Origin of the sequence: Terrabacter sp. Root181 (genome assembly GCF_001428505.1) — a bacterium.
Classification (GTDB): domain Bacteria; phylum Actinomycetota; class Actinomycetes; order Actinomycetales; family Dermatophilaceae; genus Terrabacter.
Genome location: NZ_LMHU01000010.1, coordinates 305588 through 322902, shown reverse-complemented (window position 1 = coordinate 322902; position 17315 = coordinate 305588). Strand labels below are relative to the sequence as shown.

Here is a 17315-nt window from a genome sequence, read left to right as displayed (position 1 = left end):
CGAGCGTGGCGGCACAGCGGGGTAGGCCCGCGTCTGCGAAGCCGGCGGGCCTCCGTGCCACCCGCTCGACGGGCCGCGGGGAGAGCAGCGACGGGCTTCGACACGGAGGGAGTCGACGTCAGCCCCTTGGCGTGGGCACTCCCGTGGTCTCGCACACGAAGGCCCAGAACCGCTCGACCTCGCCCGGCGTCTCGACGAGCACCGGCGCGTAGTGCGTGGAGCGTCTCCGGCGGTCGTGCCAGAAGCCGCCCGAGCCGATCGGGTCGCCGGTCGCGGTCAGCCACACGGCGGTGTCAGCGCCCTGCTCGGCGTTGCGCAGCAGCGGCCCGGTGACCTTCGCGAAGCCGGGCAGCGACTCCGTCACGCCCGGCGTGTCGGCCCATCCCGGGTGCATCGAGGCAACCATGATGTCGTCTCCGGCCAGCTCCCGCGCCCACAGCGGGGCCAGCACGAGCTGCATCCGCTTCGTGCGGGCGTATGCCGCCGTCCCCGAGTAGGTGCCCTGTGTGTACTCGAGGTCGTTGACCTCCAGTCGCTGGGCGTACGCGCCACCGGAGGTCACGAGCACGACGCGGCCGCCGCCCCCGAGCGACTCGCGGAGCCCGAAGGTGAGCACGTGCGGACCGAGCACGTGCGTGGCGAGAGCCAGCTCGTGCCCCTCTGGCGTGACCGTCCGCGTCGGTGGCATGACGCCCGCGTTGTGCACGACGGCGTGCAGCCGCGGCACGTCGGCGACGAACCGGCGCGCGAACTCCGCGGTCGCGGCGAGGTCGCTGACGTCCGCGACGTGGGACGTGACCTCGGCGAGAGGCTGCTCCTCGAGCAGCCGCGAGCGGGCGTCGTCGAGACGCGAGGCGTCCCGGCCGGTGATGTGCACCACCGCACCGAGACGGGCCAGACCTCGCGCCGTGGCCAGCCCGAGGCCCCCGCTCGCGCCGGTGACGAGGACATGGCGTCCGACGAGGGCGCCCGGCACCGGGTCGTGCGGCCACCAGGCCCGACGCACGGTCGGCCCGATCTTCGTGTAACCGAGGACGAGGGACTTGTCCATGACCCAGTCGAGGACCGCGGTCGCTGCGTGGAGCACCATCCGCCCACCCTAGGTGGCGGCTCGCAGGCGTGGGGAGCGTCGCTCCACCCCCCGTGGCGCACGTCACACTAGAGTGTGCGACGGCGCCCGACCAACGACGGTGGAGGTTCGCAGGATGAGTGAGACGAGGCTCGACCCGGCTTCCGGCGGAGGAGGGTCCGTCGCCGGAGGCGTCGGCTCTCCGGGACGGGCGCAGATCCCCGAGCGCACCCTGCGCGGCGACCGGTGGTGGGTCCAGCCGGTCATCATCGTCACGCTGCTCGTCCTCTGGCTTCTCTACGCGCTGGTCCGGACCTCCATGCAGCGGTACTACTTCGTCGAGACGTACCACTACCTCACACCGTTCTACTCCCCCTGCGTGACCGCCTCGTGCGTCCCGGATGCGCGCCACCTCGGCACCTGGATGGGTGAGCTCCCGCCGCTCGTCCCGTATGCGTTCTTCCTGCTGCCGATCCTGCTCGGCTTCCGGCTCACCTGCTACTACTACCGCAAGGCGTACTACCGGTCGTTCTGGCTCTCGCCGCCCGCCTGCGCCGTTGCCGAGCCGCACGCGAGGTACACGGGCGAGACGCGCTTCCCACTCATCCTGCAGAACGTCCACCGCTACTTCTTCTACGCCGCGCTCGTCGTCTCCGGGATGAACACCCTGGACGCCTTCGACGGCTTCCACGGCAAGGACGGCGGCATCGGCATGGGGCTGGGCACGCTCATCATGCTCGTCAACGCCGGCTTCCTCTGGCTCTACACGGCCTCGTGCCATTCGTGCCGACACCTCATCGGTGGCCGGCTCAAGCACTTCTCCAGGCACCCGGTGCGCTACCGGGCCTGGACCGTCGTCTCGCGCCTCAACACCCGGCACATGCAGCTGGCCTGGACCACGCTGGCCACTCTCATGGTGACCGACGCCTACATCGCCCTGGTCGCCTCCGGGGCCGTCACGGATCTGAGGTTCTTCAACTGATGGCCGCCGACCTGGAGCACTTCGAGTACGACGTCGTCATCGTCGGGGCCGGCGGGGCGGGCCTGCGGGCCGCGATCGCCGCGCGCGAGGCAGGACTTCGCACGGCCATCATCTGCAAGTCCCTCTTCGGCAAGGCGCACACCGTGATGGCCGAGGGCGGCATCGCCGCGAGCATGGGCAACGTCAACAGCAACGACAGCTGGCAGGTGCACTTCCGGGACACGATGCGCGGCGGCAAGTTCCTCAACTCGTGGCGGATGGCCGAGCTGCACGCCAAGGAGGCCCCCGACCGCGTGTGGGAGCTCGAGACGTACGGCGCCCTCTTCGACCGCACTCCGGACGGACGGATCAGCCAGCGCAACTTCGGGGGCCACGAGTACCCCCGCCTCGCCCACGTCGGCGACCGCACCGGGCTCGAGCTGATCCGCACCCTGCAGCAGAAGATCGTCTCCCTCCAGCAGGACGACGAACGTGAGACCGGCGACCCGGAGAGCCGGCTGAAGGTCTTCGCCGAGGTGACGATCACCGACCTGCTCCAGGACCCGAGCGGGGCCATCGCCGGCGCCTTCGGCTACTGGCGCGAGTCGGGTCGGTTCGTCCGCTTCAACGCCCCCGCCGTCGTCCTGGCCACGGGTGGCATCGGCAAGTCGTTCAAGGTCACCTCGAACTCATGGGAGTACACCGGCGACGGACACGCCCTGGCCCTGCGGGCGGGATCAACCCTCGTCAACATGGAGTTCATCCAGTTCCACCCGACCGGCATGGTGTGGCCGCCCTCGGTCAAGGGGATCCTCGTCACCGAGTCGGTGCGCGGTGACGGCGGCGTGCTGAAGAACTCCGAGGGCAAGCGCTTCATGTTCGACTACGTGCCCGACGTCTTCCGCGGCCAGTACGCCGAGACCGAGGAGGAGGGCGACCGCTGGTACACCGACCCGGACACCAACAAGCGGCCGCCCGAGCTGCTCCCCCGTGACGAGGTGGCGCGCGCCATCAACTCCGAGGTCAAGGCCGGGCGCGGGTCACCGCACGGCGGCGTGTTCCTCGACATCGCCTCGCGGCGCCCCCCGGAGGAGATCCTCAAGAAGCTGCCGTCGATGCACCACCAGTTCAAGGAGCTGGCCGACGTCGACATCACGAAGGAGGCGATGGAGGTCGGCCCCACCTGTCACTACGTCATGGGCGGGGTCGAGGTCGACCCGGACACCGCCGCCGCCGCAGGGGTGCCTGGCCTCTTCGCCGCCGGAGAGGTGTCGGGCGGCATGCACGGGTCCAACCGCCTGGGCGGCAACTCCCTCTCGGACCTGCTCGTCTTCGGCGCCCGCGCGGGAACCGGCGCCGCGGCATACGTCCTGGCACTGGGCGACCGTCGGCCAGACGTCGACCAGGCGGTCGTCGACGCCGCCGCAGCCGCTGCGCTCGCGCCGTTCGAGGAGGAGGGCGGCGAGAACCCGTACACCCTCCACCAGGAGATGCAGCAGACGATGAACGACCTCGTCGGCATCATCCGCACGGCCGCGGAGATCGAACGCGCCCTCGAACGGCTCGAGGACCTCAAGGCCCGCGCCGAGCACCTGACCGTCGAGGGCCACCGGCAGTTCAACCCCGGCTGGCACCTCGCCCTCGACCTGCGCAACATGCTCGCCGTCAGCGAGTGCGTGGCCCGGGCCGCGCTGCTGCGCCAGGAGAGCCGCGGGGGTCACACCCGCGACGACTACCCGACGATGGACCCGCACTGGCGGGGCCGCAACCTCATCTGCTCGGCGGACGGCGACGGCATCGTGGTGCGCGAGCAGCCCATGCCGTCCATGCGCGGCGACCTGCTGGCCCTCTTCGACACGGGCGAGCTGGCCAAGTACCTCACGCCGGACGAGCTGGCCGCGGTGCCGGCACCGGCGACGCCCACCGACGGGAGCGGGTCATGAGCTACGACGCGAGGTTCCGGGTCTGGCGCGGCGACGCCGACGGCGGCGAGCTCGTGGACTACACCGTCGAGGTCAACGAGGGCGAGGTCGTGCTCGACATCATCCACCGCCTCCAGGCCACCCAGTCGGGCGACCTCGCGGTGCGCTGGAACTGCAAGGCCGGCAAGTGTGGATCGTGCAGCGCCGAGGTCAACGGCATGCCACGGCTGCTGTGCATGACCCGCATGTCGACCTTCACCGAGACCGAGACGGTCACGGTCACGCCGCTACGCGCCTTCCCGGTGATCCGCGACCTCGTCACCGACGTGTCGTTCAACTACGCGAAGGCCCGCCAGATCCCCGCCTTCGCCCCGCCGGACCTGGCGCCGGGCGAGTACCGGATGCAGCAGGTCGACGTCGAGCGCTCGCAGGAGTTCCGCAAGTGCATCGAGTGCTTCCTCTGCCAGGACACCTGCCACGTCGTGCGTGACCACGAGAGCAACAAGGAGGCGTTCGCCGGACCCCGCTTCCTCATCCGCGCGGCCGAGCTCGACATGCACCCGCTCGACGCGCGCGAAGACCGTGCGGACTTCGCCCGCGACGAACAGGGCATCGGGATGTGCAACATCACGAAGTGCTGCACCGAGGTCTGCCCCGAGCACATCAAGATCACCGACAACGCGATCATCCCGATGAAGGAGCGCGTGGTCGGCCGTCACTACGACCCGCTCGTGTGGCTGGGCACGAAGATCGGTCTCCGCAAGCGCTGAGTGCGCTGACGGCGCTGACGGCGCTGACGGCGTTGACGGGCGCATGACAGTGGAAATAGTCACACTCGGCGTCTACCGGACGGTAGCCGTCGGACCCTGCGAAGCCTCGGGGATAGGGTTTCGACCGTGGCCACCAATACTCTCCCGGTGACGGGATCGAATCGACCTGCATCGGCCCGCCGGAACACCGTGTTCATGAAGATGCTCATGGCCGGCTCGGGCGCGCTGTTCGTGTTCTACGTCCTCGTGCACATGTACGGCAACCTCAAGATCTTCGCAGGCGTCGACGCGTTCAACGAGTACGCCGAGCACCTCCGGACGTTGTTCACGCCCTTCCTGCCGTACGCCGGCTTCCTCTGGCTCTTCCGGGTCCTCCTCATCGCGGCGCTGGTGGCTCACGCGTGGTCCGCGTTCTACCTGTGGAGCCGTGCTCGTGGCGCCCGGACGACGCGCTACGTGGCCAAGGCCGCGGCCCGTGCCACGGTCAAGAGCAAGATGATGCGCTGGGGCGGCGTTGCGCTGCTCCTCTTCCTCGTGTGGCACCTGCTCCAGTTCACGATCGTGAAGTTCAACGTCGGCTCGCTTCCGGCAGAGGGCAACCCGGGCCTGCTCGTCATCAGCAGCTTCCAGGTGTGGTGGGTCGTCCTGATCTACCTGCTCGCCCTCGTCGCCCTGGGCCTGCACCTCTACCACGGCGTCTGGAGCGCCACCCAGACCCTGGGCTGGGCCGGCAACGCCGCCGCCCGCCGTCGCGCCAAGACGCTCGGGACGGTCATCGCACTCGTCACGAGCGTGGGGTTCGCCCTCCCCCCGCTCGCCATCCTCTTCGGACTCGTCAAGGGAAGCTGACCAGTGACCACGACCTCCACAACGCCCTCCTCGTCGGTGCCCGGTCTCGTCCACGGCGTGTACGCCGAGGGTGAGCCGATCCGCGACACGAAGGCCCCGCCCGGCCCGATCGACCGCCGCTGGAACACCCGCAAGTTCGAGGCCTCCCTCGTCAACCCGGCCAACCGCCGCAAGCTCTCCGTCATCATCGTGGGCACCGGACTGGCCGGTGGCGCAGCCGCCGCGACGCTCGGCGAGGCCGGCTACCAGGTCAAGTCCTTCTGCTACCAGGACTCCCCGCGCCGCGCGCACTCGATCGCGGCGCAGGGCGGGATCAACGCCGCCAAGAACTACAAGGAGGACGGCGACTCCGTCTACCGCCTCTTCTACGACACCGTCAAGGGCGGCGACTACCGCTCGCGCGAGTCGAACGTCTACCGCCTCGCCGAGGTCAGCACCAACATCATCGACCAGTGCGTCGCGCAGGGCGTGCCCTTCGCCCGTGAGTACGGCGGCCTGCTCGACAACCGCTCCTTCGGCGGTGTCCAGGTCTCGCGGACCTTCTACGCGCGCGGCCAGACCGGCCAGCAGCTGCTCATCGGCGCCTACCAGGCGCTCGAGCGCCAGGTCGCCGCCGGCACGGTCGAGATGTTCAGCCGCCACGAGATGCTCGAGGTCGTCGTCGTCGACGGCAAGGCGCGCGGCATCATCGCCCGCGATCTCGTGACCGGTGAGATCGAGACCCATCTGGCCGACGCCGTCGTGCTCGCATCCGGCGGTTACGGCAACGTCTTCTACCTCTCGACCAACGCGATGGGGAGCAACGTCACGGCGACCTGGCGCGCGCACCGCAAGGGAGCGCACTTCGCCAACCCCTGTTACACGCAGATCCACCCGACGTGCATCCCGGTGGCCGGTGAGCACCAGAGCAAGCTGACGCTCATGTCGGAGTCGCTGCGCAACGACGGCCGCATCTGGGTGCCGAAGAACGCCGCGGACTGTGAGAAGGACCCGCGCGAGATCCCCGAGGAGGACCGCGACTACTACCTCGAGCGGATCTACCCCTCGTTCGGCAACCTCGTCCCTCGTGACATCGCCAGCCGCCAGGCCAAGAACGTCTGCGACGAGGGCCGCGGCGTCGGCCCGAAGGTCGGCGACTTCCGCCGCGGGGTCTACCTCGACTTCACGGACGCCCTGAAGCGCATGAGCGCCGAGGCCGTCGCGGAGAAGTACGGCAACCTGCTCGACATGTACCAGCGGATCACGGGTGAGAACCCCTACGAGGTGCCGATGCGCATCTACCCCGCCGTGCACTACACGATGGGCGGCCTCTGGGTCGACTACGACCTCCAGTCGAGCATCCCGGGCCTCTTCGTCACCGGCGAGGCGAACTTCTCCGACCACGGCGCCAACCGCCTCGGGGCCTCCGCCCTCATGCAGGGCCTCGCCGACGGCTACTTCGTGCTCCCGCACACGATCCGCGACTACCTCGCCAGGGGCCCGTTCGAGAAGCTCGAGGAGTCCCACGAGGCCGTCGTCGAGGCTCGCGCCTCCGTCGACGCCCGGGTGCAGAAGTTCCTGTCGATCAAGGGCGACCGCTCCGTCGACTCCTTCCACAAGGAGCTCGGCAACATCATGTGGGAGTTCTGCGGCATGGAGCGCTCCGAGGAGGGGCTGCTCAAGGCCATCGACCTCATCCGGGGCCTGCGCGACGAGTTCTGGCGCAACGTCAAGGTGCTCGGCGCCGCCGACACCCTCAACCAGAGCCTCGAGAAGGCCGGCCGCGTCGCCGACTTCCTCGAGCTCGGTGAGCTCATGTGCATCGACGCGCTGCACCGCCGCGAGTCCTGCGGCGGTCACTTCCGCGCTGAGTCCCAGACCGAGGACGGCGAGGCGCTGCGTCACGACGACGAGTACGCCTACGTCGCCGCGTGGGAGTGGGGCGGTCAGGACGGTGCGCCGGTCCTGCACAAGGAAGACCTGGTCTACGAGTTCGTCGAGATGAAGCAGCGGAGCTACAAGTGACGATCACCCCACGCAGTTCTCCGTTCGTACCTCACTCCGATACCTTGCGAGGACCCCGATGAACCTGACCCTCAAGATCTGGCGCCAGGCCGGCCCCAAGGCCAAGGGCGAGATGGTGACCTACCCGGTCACCGACATCTCCGAGGACATGTCGTTCCTCGAGATGCTCGACGTGCTCAACGAGCAGCTCAACGCCCGCGGCGAGGAGCCGATCGCCTTCGACTCCGACTGTCGCGAGGGCATCTGCGGCATGTGCGGCCTGATGATCTCCGGCAAGGCCCACGGCCCCGAGGTCACGACGACCTGCCAGCTGCACATGCGCAGCTTCTCCGACGGCGACGAGATCACCATCGAGCCGTGGCGCGCCGACGCGTTCCCGGTCATCAAGGACCTCGTCGTCGACCGCGGCAGCTTCGACCGGATCATCCAGGCCGGCGGCTTCATCAGCGCCAACACCGGCTCCGCGCCCGAGGCCCACTCCGTACCGGTGCCCAAGCCGAAGGCCGACCGCGCCTTCATGGCAGCCGCCTGCATCGGCTGCGGTGCGTGTGTTGCGGCGTGCCCCAACGCGTCCGGCATGCTCTTCATGGGCGCGAAGATCACCCACCTCGGCGAGCTCCCCCAGGGCCAGCCGGAGCGCGACGCCCGCGTCGTCAACATGGTGAGCCAGCACGACCACGAGGGCTTCGGCGGCTGCACCAACATCGGCGAGTGCTCCTCGGCGTGCCCCAAGGAGATCCCGCTCGACGTCATCAACCAGCTCAACAAGGACCTGCGCGGCGCGCTGATGCGCGGCGAGTGAGGCGCGACGCGCCCACCGCGGGACCACCGACGACCCGCCCCGGATCCATCCGGGGCGGGTTAGTCTTTCCCGGCGATGACGCCTCAAGACGCTAGCCGACGTCGCCCGTGGACGGTGACCGCCGCGGGCGCCTCGCTCAGCGCGCTCGGGCTCGGGCTCGCCCTGACGACGACGTATGCCGTCCCCCCGGCAGCCGGGACACCACTCCCCCGCGCCGCGACCGCGGCAGCACCCGTCGCGGCGCCGACCTGTGCGCCGTGGCAGACCCGGCAGGCCGTGCCGGTCGGCGTCACGCTGACGCCGCGGGTCTTCCCCACCGACGAGCCCGCCGCCCCGCCCACGACCTCGGCTCCGAGCGCGCCGGGCGCGACGAGCGCGACGAGCGCCACGGGTGCGGTCCCGCGGGCCACGACGGCCTCGACTGCGGCGAAGCCGCCCAAGGTCCGGCTCGTGTGCCGCAACGCGCCGCCGAAGCCGTTCGCGCACCCCGCGTGGGAGCCGGAGTCGGTCGTCGGCGGCTCGCGTCTGGCTGAGCCCGGTGTCCTCGTCGACCGGACCACCTCGGGGGACCCGCCGCCGGAGGTCTACGACGTGTCCTACGTGCTGGCCGACCTCGAGACGGGCGAGATCCTCGCCGCCAAGTCGCCGCACGCGTGGCTGCGCCCCGCCAGTACCCTCAAGACCCTCACGGCCCTGACGCTCATGCCGCGGCTCGACCCGCGACGGGTCGTCGTCGCCGGGCAGGACGCGCAGGACGCTGCCGGTTCGCGCGTCGGCATCCTCGCCGGCAACCGCTACCCCGTCTCGAGCCTCTTCGACGCCATGCTGATGTTCTCGGCCAACGATGCGGTCTACGCCCTCGCCGACGCCGCGGGTGGCTACGACGCCACGGTGGACCTGATGAACCTCAAGGCCCGCGAGATCGGGGCGCACGACACGCTCACCGTCGACCCGAGCGGCCTCGACGAAGGCGCCCAGCGATCGAGCGCCTACGACCTGGCGCTCATCGGGCGCGACGCCATGCGACTGCCGGCGTTCCGCAGCACCATCACCAAGCGCGACGCCGTCTTCCCCGGCGGCAAGGACGAGCGCGGGAAGGTGTGGCCCGCCTTCCACGTCTACAACATCAACGAGCTGCTGCGGCACTACCCCGGGGCCGTCGGCATCAAGCCCGGCCGCACCGACCGCGCGCAGCACACCTTCATCGGGGCGGCGACCCGCGGGGGTCGCACGCTCGTCGTCGCCCAGATGGGCAGCGTCACCGGCTCGTGGAAGCCGACCGCCGCCCTGCTCGACTGGGGCTTCGCCAACGCCGACCGGGTCACGCCCGTCGGGCAGCTCGTCGAGCCCGGGGAGTCCACCGGCCCGGTCGCGGCCCCGGTCCTGCCCGAGCTGCCCACCGGCGGCGTCACCGGCGCCGGGACGGGAACGGCAGGTACGCAGACGCCCGGCACCGCGGCCTCCTCGTCGGGGACCGGCACCCCCGCCCCACTGGCCGCACCCGCGACCGAGGCGACGGCATACGACCGCACGATGTCGCTCGTCGTGCTCGCCTCGGCCGGGGTCGTCGTCACGGCCGGCGTCGTGCTCCTCGCATTTGCCCGGCGCCGCCGCCGGCCGATCTGACGATCCCGGTCCGTGGTCGACGTGCCGGGTCAGCCAGCGCGTCGAGGCTGGGCCACCACGACGAAGTGCACGAAGCGCATGTTCCCGAATGGCACGGGAAGCACCCGTGCCGCCGCCTTCAGCACCTTTCTGTTGCTCGCCGCCCACCGCCTGCCCATGGTGTTGGCACCCACGCAGGAGAGCACGTCGTACCCGCAGGTCTCGAACATCTCGACCATCGTCGCCTTGGTGAAGAAGCGGACGTGGGTGCGGTCAAGCGTGCCTTGGTCGACGTAGTCCCACCGTCCACGCAGCAGCTTGAACACCACCGGGGCGTACTGGATGCTCGGGATCGCGGCCACGACGCAGCCCTCGTCCGAGAGGAAGCGAGGCACCTGTCGCAGCACCGACCACGGGTCGACGATGTGCTCGAGGACGTCGTTGAAGAAGATGGCGTCGAACGCGTGCGGGTAGCCGTCGAGGGCCTCCGGGAAGTAGCCCGCGACGACGTCGTCGAACCCGTGACCACGCCGGGCCGACTCGGCCTGGGTGGCCACGGCCTCAAGCCCGACGATGGTCGCGTCATCACCCAGAACCGCGCGGAGGGTCGTGCCGAAACCCCCCGCGCCGCAGCCGACGTCGAGGACCCGTGTCGCCCCCGGCGGGATGAACGGGGCGACGTCGAGCCGCGCGTTCTCGACGTAGACGTCTTGTTGCGGAGGCTGCACATCGATCCCTTCAGGCGTGACGCAAGGGCCCTTCCGGAACCCTACTGACGCCTGACCCTACGCACAGACCGGACCGCAAGGGTGGCAAATGCCCCGATGACGGCGCCCGCTGCCAGGCTCAGGCGGTCCGTGGACCTCGAAGTGCCGCCGCGGGTCCCGGGGGGTGCCGCCGTGGTCACGGGGGCTGCGGCATACGGCACGAGGCCCGGGTCCGCACGGGCGGCGGGCGGGGCGACGAACACGGGACGCAGGGCTATGGACAGGGGCGAGCGCTCGCTGTCGTCGCCCAGTCGGTCGAGGTCGACGTCGTTCGCGGCCCACGCGGCCGAGATGAGGATGATCTTGGACATGAGGTCGAGCCAGAAGAGCAGCCCGACCGAGAGCGCGACGGCCCCGAGCAGCGGGTTCGCGGTGGCATGGCTGACGATGAACCCTCCGAACAGCTTGAGCAGCGTGAGGACGACGGCACCGATCACCGCTCCTTGACGGATGTCGCGCATCGGCAGCGGGGCCCCCGAGAGGACCCGCAGCAGGACGACGAGGATGAAGGTGTCGAAGACGACGCCGATGAGCAGCGCCAGCAGCCCCACGAACAGACCGTTGACCTCGACACCGATCCACCCCGGGACACGATCGGCCAGACCGCCGAGGCTGCTCGTGAGGATCGCCGACACTGCGACGGCCAGACCGACGGTCGCGAGGACGAAAAGGTCACGGGCGTTGGTGCGCACGAGGTCGTCGGGGATGGTCCTGAGACCGAAGACACCACGGATGCCGGTGCGCAGCGCCCGCACCCAGCCCAGTCCGGCGAACAGCAGCGTGACGAACGCGATGATGCCCGTCAGGGTCAGGGTCAGGCTCTCGGGAGCCGCGATGCTGATGATGCCGTCGGGGTTGCTCGGGGTCTGGATCATCCCTGGGAAGGCCTGGTTGAGCGAGTCGGCGATGGCCGCGACGAGATCGGGCCGGCCCTGCAGGACGAAGCCGAAGATGGCGAACGCCAGCGCCAGCGCCGGGAAGATGGAGAAGAACGCGTAGTAGCTGACCCCCGCGGCGAGCAGGTTGCCGCTCGACTCGCGATAACGGGTCCAGGCTCGATGTGCACGGGTGGCCATGAGCCGGTCCATGAGGGGCCCCAGCGCCGGCACCCGTCAGCCCCCGGTGAGGGTGAACTCGTGCACGGGACGCCACACGTCGTCCTCGCCCAGCTCGTAGAGCTGGTACGCGCCGACCTCGAACGCGACGGAGTAGCCGGCGAGGTCGGTGAAGGCGAGGTCCAGCGACTCGGCCGGCACGTTGTGTGCCACGGTGACGTGCGGATGGTAGTAGAACTCGAGGTCGCGGCTCACCGGGCCCGAGCGCAGCGACACCTCGAGCGCCTCGCAGTTCGAGACCCCTTGGGCCACCTGGATGAACACCACGTCGGACAGCGGACGGAACGTGCCCGTACCGCGCAGGACGACGTCGAAGGCCGCGTGGCTGGCGGCGACGTCGGCGCAGTGGCTCCGGAAGGCGGCGTAGGCCGCCGCGTCCACCTCTGTGGGCGGGAGCAGCGTGATGTGTGCGGGGATCTGCCAGGCCTGGGGGTCGCCGAAGTCGGCCCGGCGGCGCTGGAGGTAGTCGCCGTGCGGGGCCGGGATCGGGATCGAGACGCCGATCGTCGTGGGACGCGCAACACTCACGCACCCGACCGTACCGAACTCATCCCGCTGCCGCGGTTCCGGGCCCGGCCTTTCGCAGATCCCGTCGACGCGCGCTCCTAGTCTGGGCGCATGACGGATGACAGGGGGAGGCGGAAGCGCCGCCCACGCTTCGGCTCGGAGCCGGGCCTGCGCATCGCGGCCCTCTTCGTGTCCGACTGGGGCCACGAGTTCGAGAGCGTCGCTGCGGGACGCGTGCCCTCGCACCGGCTCTTCGGGATGCGCGAGCTGGGCAGCCTCGGGCACCACGTCGTCCACCACACCCGGCCTGTGACCTCGAGACTCACCCGCCGCGTGGGCTGGCGCGTGTCGCAGCTGTGGTGGCTCTTGGGCGTCCAGCGAGAGGTCGATGTCGTCATCGCGACGCACGAGGCCGCTGCGGTCCCCGCCCTCCTACTCCGCCGGCTGGGTCTCATCCGTCGCCCGGTGATCGCGATGACCGTCGCGGCCCTCGACGCGACGTCGCGGCCGGGACCCGGCGGCGTCCTGCAGCGCACCGCCTTGCGGGGAGCAGACCTGATCACGGTCTTCTCGTCTTCGCACCGCGAACCCCTCGCCCGCCGGCTCGCGCGCCCGGCGGAGACCGTGCGTTGGGTCCCGCTCGGCGTCGACACGCAGTACTTCTCCGCGAGCACGCGCCCCCGCGACGGCGGCCGGCTGTCGGTGGGCACCAACGCGGGCAAGGACTACCCGACCCTGATGGCGGCCCTGCGTCCAGGCGAGCAGCTCGTCGTCGTCACCGATGCGTGGAACCGCTCCCAGGCGCGTGAGTCGGCGGACGGTCTCGACGTCTCCTTCCGCAGCGACGTTCCCATCACCGAGCTGCGCGAGCTCTATGCCCGCGCGGACGTCATGGTGCTTCCTCTTCGGGAGTGCGAGATGTCGTCGGGCCAGACCGTCCTCCTCGAGAACCTCGCCTTGGGCACACCGGTCGTCATCAGCGGCGTCAGCGGCGTCGCCGACTACGTCGATCCGTCGATCATGCTCGTCGTCCCAGCGGGCGACCCGTCCCGGCTCAGGCAGGCCCTGACAGACACCTCGTGGCACGACCGTGCGCGCCGGGGGCCGGAATTTGTGGCCCGACGGTTCACCGTGGAGCACCTGGCATCGGCCCTCGAGGCGATCGCAGACGAGTTGGTCGCCCGGAGAGGTTGAGCGCGCCGGTCCCAACCTGCACGGCCCCCGTGCGACTCCTCAGGAGCGCAGGGTGCTGGGCAGCAGGCCGACCTTGTCGTAGACGCGGCGGACCGTGGCCTCGGCGACCGCCCGCGCACGCTCGGCGCCGTCGGCGAGGATGCGGTCGAGCTCTGCACGATCCGTCATCAGCTCGAGCGTGCGGATGCGGAACGGCGTCACGGCCTCGACGACGACCTCGGCGACGTCCTTCTTGAGGTCGCCGTAGCCCTTGCCGGCATAGGCCTCCTCGAGGAGCGACACCGGAGTGCCCGACAGGGCGGAGTGGATCGAGAGCAGGTTGGAGATGCCGGGCTTGTTGTCCTCGTCGAAGCGGATTTCGCGCTCGGCGTCGGTGACGGCCGAGCGGATCTTCTTGGCGATGCGCGACGGCTCGTCGAGCAGGCTCACGAGTCCCGCGTCGGACGTCGCCGACTTGCTCATCTTGGCCGTCGGCTCCTGGAGGTCCTGGATCTTGGCCGTCGCCTTCATGATGTGCGGCTCGGGCACGACGAGCGTGTCGCCGAAACGCTGGTTGAAGCGGCCCGCGAGGTCGCGCGAGAGCTCGAGGTGCTGACGCTGGTCCTCGCCGACCGGCACGACGTTCGCGTCGTAGATGAGGATGTCGGCGGCCTGGAGCACGGGGTAGGCGAACAGGCCGACGTTGGTGTTGGTGCCCTTGGCGGACTTGTCCTTGAACTGGGTCATCCGGCTCGCCTCGCCGAAGCCGGTCAGCGTGCCGAGCACCCAGAAGAGCTCGGTGTGCTGGGCGATGTGGCTCTGCACGAAGAGCGTCGAGCGCGACGGGTCGACGCCTCCCGCGATGAACTGGGCCGCCGTGATGCGGGTGCGCTCGCGCAGGACCGCAGGATCGGGGGCGACCGTCAGGGCGTGCAGGTCGGCGACGAAGTAGAAGGCGTCGTGCGTCTCCTGGAGACGCACCCACTCGACCAGCGCGCCGATGTAGTTGCCGAGGTGGAGCGAGTCGCTCGTCGGCTGCATGCCCGAGAGGCTGCGCGGCGTCGTGGTCGGGAGGGAGGGCGTCGAGGACATGGGTGCATTCTGGCCCATGGGAGCCCGCGGTCCCCAAACCGGTCCGCTGCGCGGCGTCGCCGGGTGGGGCGGGTCAGCCCTCCTCGAGGGCGTAGTCGACGACGACGGGCGCGTGGTCGCTCCAGCGCTCGGCGTACGTCGGCGCGCGTCCGACGAAGGTGTCGGTGACGGTCGCGGCCAGTCGCCGCGTCGCCAGCTGGTAGTCGATGCGCCACCCGGCGTCGTTGTCGAAGGCCTTGCCCCGCCAGGACCACCACGAGTACGGGCCCGCGACGTCGCCCGCGTGACGGCGCTGGACGTCGACCCAGTCACCGCCGGCGAACCAGCCGTCGAGCACCGCCCGCTCCTCGGGCAGGAAGCCGGCCTTCTTGAGGTTGCCCTTCCAGTTCTTGAGGTCGGCCTCCCGGTGCGCGACGTTGAGGTCGCCCGTGACGAGGACGAGCTCGTCGGCCTCGGCCGCGCGCGTCATGCGCTGCGTCATGGCCCCGAGGAAGGCCATCTTGACGTCCTGCCGCTCGGTGCCGGCCTCGCCCGTGTGGACGTACGCGGAGACGACCGTCAGCGGACCGGCCGCCGTGACGACGTCGGCCTCGACCCAGCGCCCCTCGTCGGCGAACGCCCCGTCGATGCCGACCCGCACCACCGCCTGGGGCTCGCGCGTGACGACGGCGACGCCCGCACGCCCCTTGGCGGAGCCCTCCGTGTGCGCGACCGACCAGTGGACCAGGCCGGCGTCGGCGAGCACCTTGGCGAGCTCGACGTCGTCGGCACGCACCTCCTGGAGGCACAGGACGTCGGGCTCGGCCTGCTGGACCCACGGCACCATGCCCCGTCGCGCCGCTGCTCGGATCCCGTTGACGTTGGCCGTGACGACGCGCATGGTCCCCGATTGTGCAGGAGGCGACCGACAGGTCGCCGTCCGCCCCGTCGGATCGACCGATCACCCCCGGTGGTATGCCGTCCCCTGCCTAGAATGCGACGTGCCCACCGATGCCCTCGCCCTCGCGCCCGTGATCCTCGCGGTCGTCCTCGTCGTCAGCGCGGTCGGCAAGCTGCGCTCGCCCAGCGCGTCGGCCGAGGCCTTCCGTGACCTCCGTGTGCCGGCTCCGCTCTCCGGGAGGTTCGTCGTCGAGGCGCTGCCGTGGGGTGAGCTGCTGCTCGCCGTCGTCCTGCTCCTCGTGGGCGGGCCCGTGGGCGTGGTCGCCGGCGTGGCCGCGGTCCTGCTCTTCACGGCATACCTCGTGCTCGTGGTGCGTGCCCTCGCCTTCGACGAGGACGTCGAGTGTGCCTGCTTCGGAGAGTTCGCGCCCGGACGCATCACACGTCGCACGGTCGTGCGCAACGCCTGGCTCGTGGCCCTGGCGGCCGTCACGCTCGGGGTGGCGACCCAGGGCTCATCGGTGGCGGCGCGCGTCGCCGACGAGCGGCTGCCGTGGTGGTGGCTCGTCGCGGCCCTCGCCACCGCCGTGACGACGTGGCTCGTCGCCGGGCCGGCCACGGCACCGGAGCGGCGGGAGGACCCGCCGGCCCACACCGACGAGGAGGGCGACTACGTCCGCACGCGCACACCCGCCCTGCCGGTGACGCTGGGCGACGGCTCGGTCACCCACCTGCGGCGCCTGAGCGAGGCACGCCCGCAGCTGCTCCTCTACGTGTCAGAGGGTTGCGCCAGCTGCCAGGACGTCATCGCGGGAGCACCGGGCTGGCGAGACGACCTCCCTGCTCTCGACGTGCGCCTCGTCGTGCGGTCGGCGCCAGACGAGACGGCCCTGGCCTCGCCCGTCGAGCCGCAGAGCCTGCACGACACCGAGGGCCTGGTCTACGAGTCCTTCGGCCTGCGTGGGACGCCGAGCGCCGTGCTGTTGGGGGCCGACGGTCTGCTGGCCGGTGGGCCCGTCGTCGGTGCCGCGAACGTGACCGCCTTCGTCGACGACATCCGCGTCGAGCTGGGTCTCATGACGTCGTGACGCTCGCGGGTCGCGACCGAGTGGCCGCGGACACGACGCAAGCCGCGACCACGGGGTGGTTGCGGCTTGCGTCCTGAACCTGGTGCCCGAGGGCCCCTGGTGCCTCAGGTCGGCGGCGTCGGGTCCACGATGGTGCACGGGCCCTGAACCGGCGGGGTGCTCGAGATGACGGTCGAGGCGCTCCCGTTGGTGGGTGCCCCGCACGTGCTGGTGTTGTTGCAGTCGAACTGACGGTAGGTCACCGTCACCGTCGCGTTCGCGCTGTTGCCCGTGACGTCCGCGCTGGTGAAGATGAGGATGCGCTGGTTGAGGTGGCCGTCTGCGGTGCAGAAGGTGTGGGCCAGGACCGTCCCGGGACACGGGCCGCAGGAGCACGAGTCGTTGGGGCCCTTGACGACCACGGCGAAGGCGCCGAGGTCGGGGAAGCCGGACACGCTGATGCCGGTGATCTCCGTGATGGCATCTCGGGGCAGAGGTCCCGCCGCGTTGTTGGCGAACAGCTCGAAGACGTAGCCCTTGAAGACGCTCTGGGAGTTGCCGGGAAGCTTGCACGCGTTGCCGCTGAAGGTCAGGAACCCTGCTGACGCGGCGACCGTGGGCGCAGCCCCGGCAACCACGACGGCAGGCACGGCCCAAGCCGCGCCCTTGACGACCGAGCGACGGCTCGGAGGCGCCGAGTCGGCACCGTGATTGTGTGACATGTATGTATCCC

16 protein-coding genes are annotated in these 17315 nt (G+C 70.4%); 9 read left to right on the top strand and 7 right to left on the bottom strand.

Annotated elements, in window-relative coordinates:
- Window positions 1–118 precede the first annotated feature (118 nt).
- Complete coding sequence (locus ASD90_RS21465) at window positions 119–1090, bottom strand: SDR family NAD(P)-dependent oxidoreductase (protein WP_056761048.1); 972 nt, start codon at window positions 1088–1090, stop codon at window positions 119–121.
- 115 nt (window positions 1091–1205) lie between these two features.
- On the opposite strand from ASD90_RS21465, the gene ASD90_RS21460 reads away from it, so the two are divergent.
- The 7 genes from ASD90_RS21460 (at window position 1206) to ASD90_RS21430 (ending at window position 10003) form a co-directional block, all read left to right on the top strand.
- Complete coding sequence (locus ASD90_RS21460) at window positions 1206–2051, top strand: hypothetical protein (protein ID WP_056761046.1); 846 nt, start codon at window positions 1206–1208, stop codon at window positions 2049–2051.
- Complete coding sequence (locus tag ASD90_RS21455) at window positions 2051–3973, top strand: fumarate reductase/succinate dehydrogenase flavoprotein subunit (RefSeq protein ID WP_056761042.1); 1923 nt, start codon at window positions 2051–2053, stop codon at window positions 3971–3973. Before ASD90_RS21460 ends, ASD90_RS21455 begins: the two co-directional genes overlap by 1 nt.
- On the top strand, window positions 3970–4722 hold the full coding sequence (locus ASD90_RS21450; RefSeq protein ID WP_056761039.1) for a succinate dehydrogenase/fumarate reductase iron-sulfur subunit: 753 nt from the start codon (window positions 3970–3972) through the stop codon (window positions 4720–4722). The genes ASD90_RS21455 and ASD90_RS21450 overlap by 4 nt, the downstream gene beginning before the upstream one ends.
- A 195-nt stretch (window positions 4723–4917) precedes the next feature.
- A complete protein-coding gene (locus tag ASD90_RS21445) occupies window positions 4918–5571 on the top strand; it encodes a succinate dehydrogenase cytochrome b subunit (RefSeq protein ID WP_200958672.1) in 654 nt (217 codons plus the stop codon).
- A gap of 36 nt (window positions 5572–5607) precedes the next feature.
- Complete coding sequence (locus tag ASD90_RS21440; RefSeq protein ID WP_157623249.1) at window positions 5608–7575, top strand: fumarate reductase/succinate dehydrogenase flavoprotein subunit; 1968 nt, start codon at window positions 5608–5610, stop codon at window positions 7573–7575.
- A 58-nt stretch (window positions 7576–7633) separates the two neighbouring features.
- On the top strand, window positions 7634–8377 hold the full coding sequence (locus ASD90_RS21435) for a succinate dehydrogenase/fumarate reductase iron-sulfur subunit (RefSeq protein WP_056761029.1): 744 nt from the start codon (window positions 7634–7636) through the stop codon (window positions 8375–8377).
- Window positions 8378–8452: 75 nt separating this feature from the next.
- Window positions 8453–10003, top strand: a complete 1551-nt coding sequence (locus tag ASD90_RS21430) for a D-alanyl-D-alanine carboxypeptidase family protein (RefSeq protein ID WP_082588949.1) — start codon at window positions 8453–8455, stop codon at window positions 10001–10003.
- 29 nt (window positions 10004–10032) lie between these two features.
- Here the strand turns inward: ASD90_RS21430 and ASD90_RS21425 are convergent, their stop codons facing one another.
- From ASD90_RS21425 to ASD90_RS21415, 3 genes are read right to left on the bottom strand one after another with little or no spacing between them, the layout of a single operon-like run.
- Window positions 10033–10710: a bifunctional 2-polyprenyl-6-hydroxyphenol methylase/3-demethylubiquinol 3-O-methyltransferase UbiG gene (locus ASD90_RS21425; RefSeq protein WP_056761023.1), complete on the bottom strand. Its 678-nt coding sequence runs from the start codon at window positions 10708–10710 to the stop codon at window positions 10033–10035.
- Between the two features lie 41 nt (window positions 10711–10751).
- Window positions 10752–11825, bottom strand: a complete 1074-nt coding sequence (locus ASD90_RS21420; protein ID WP_162260234.1) for a YihY/virulence factor BrkB family protein — start codon at window positions 11823–11825, stop codon at window positions 10752–10754.
- A 36-nt stretch (window positions 11826–11861) separates the two neighbouring features.
- Entirely contained in the window at window positions 11862–12392 is a 531-nt protein-coding gene (locus ASD90_RS21415; RefSeq protein ID WP_056761019.1) for a 2'-5' RNA ligase family protein, read from the bottom strand.
- Between the two features lie 90 nt (window positions 12393–12482).
- Here ASD90_RS21415 and ASD90_RS21410 point away from each other — a divergent pair, with 90 nt between their 5' ends.
- Window positions 12483–13565: a glycosyltransferase family 4 protein gene (locus ASD90_RS21410; RefSeq protein WP_056761016.1), complete on the top strand. Its 1083-nt coding sequence runs from the start codon at window positions 12483–12485 to the stop codon at window positions 13563–13565.
- Window positions 13566–13604: 39 nt separating this feature from the next.
- Here ASD90_RS21410 and trpS read toward each other — a convergent pair whose 3' ends face one another.
- Complete coding sequence (gene trpS, locus ASD90_RS21405; protein WP_056761013.1) at window positions 13605–14654, bottom strand: tryptophan--tRNA ligase; 1050 nt, start codon at window positions 14652–14654, stop codon at window positions 13605–13607.
- A gap of 55 nt (window positions 14655–14709) precedes the next feature.
- Window positions 14710–15516: an exodeoxyribonuclease III gene (locus ASD90_RS21400; protein ID WP_056761011.1), complete on the bottom strand. Its 807-nt coding sequence runs from the start codon at window positions 15514–15516 to the stop codon at window positions 14710–14712.
- Between the two features lie 100 nt (window positions 15517–15616).
- On the opposite strand from ASD90_RS21400, the gene ASD90_RS21395 reads away from it, so the two are divergent.
- The gene (locus ASD90_RS21395; RefSeq protein WP_056761009.1) at window positions 15617–16603 is read left to right on the top strand and encodes a MauE/DoxX family redox-associated membrane protein; all 987 of its coding nucleotides are present in this window, start codon (window positions 15617–15619) and stop codon (window positions 16601–16603) included.
- Between the two features lie 104 nt (window positions 16604–16707).
- On the opposite strand, the gene ASD90_RS21390 is transcribed toward ASD90_RS21395, so the two are convergent.
- A complete protein-coding gene (locus tag ASD90_RS21390) occupies window positions 16708–17304 on the bottom strand; it encodes a hypothetical protein (protein ID WP_056761005.1) in 597 nt (198 codons plus the stop codon).
- Between the last annotated feature and the right edge of the window lie 11 nt (window positions 17305–17315).

Bases quoted from the DNA above. Each gene is read 5' to 3' on its own strand.
- ASD90_RS21460 (WP_056761046.1), top strand. From the start codon at position 1,206: ATGAGTGAGACGAGGCTCGACCCGGCTTCCGGCGGAGGAGGGTCCGTC.
- ASD90_RS21420 (WP_162260234.1), bottom strand. From the start codon at position 11,825: ATGGCCACCCGTGCACATCGAGCCTGGACCCGTTATCGCGAGTCGAGC.
- ASD90_RS21400 (WP_056761011.1), bottom strand. From the start codon at position 15,516: ATGCGCGTCGTCACGGCCAACGTCAACGGGATCCGAGCAGCGGCGCGA.
- ASD90_RS21445 (WP_200958672.1), top strand. From the start codon at position 4,918: ATGAAGATGCTCATGGCCGGCTCGGGCGCGCTGTTCGTGTTCTACGTC.
- ASD90_RS21410 (WP_056761016.1), top strand. From the start codon at position 12,483: ATGACGGATGACAGGGGGAGGCGGAAGCGCCGCCCACGCTTCGGCTCG.
- ASD90_RS21465 (WP_056761048.1), bottom strand. From the start codon at position 1,090: ATGGTGCTCCACGCAGCGACCGCGGTCCTCGACTGGGTCATGGACAAG.
- ASD90_RS21450 (WP_056761039.1), top strand. From the start codon at position 3,970: ATGAGCTACGACGCGAGGTTCCGGGTCTGGCGCGGCGACGCCGACGGC.
- ASD90_RS21435 (WP_056761029.1), top strand. From the start codon at position 7,634: ATGAACCTGACCCTCAAGATCTGGCGCCAGGCCGGCCCCAAGGCCAAG.
- ASD90_RS21390 (WP_056761005.1), bottom strand. From the start codon at position 17,304: ATGTCACACAATCACGGTGCCGACTCGGCGCCTCCGAGCCGTCGCTCG.
- trpS (WP_056761013.1), bottom strand. From the start codon at position 14,654: ATGGGCCAGAATGCACCCATGTCCTCGACGCCCTCCCTCCCGACCACG.
- ASD90_RS21430 (WP_082588949.1), top strand. From the start codon at position 8,453: ATGACGCCTCAAGACGCTAGCCGACGTCGCCCGTGGACGGTGACCGCC.
- ASD90_RS21455 (WP_056761042.1), top strand. From the start codon at position 2,051: ATGGCCGCCGACCTGGAGCACTTCGAGTACGACGTCGTCATCGTCGGG.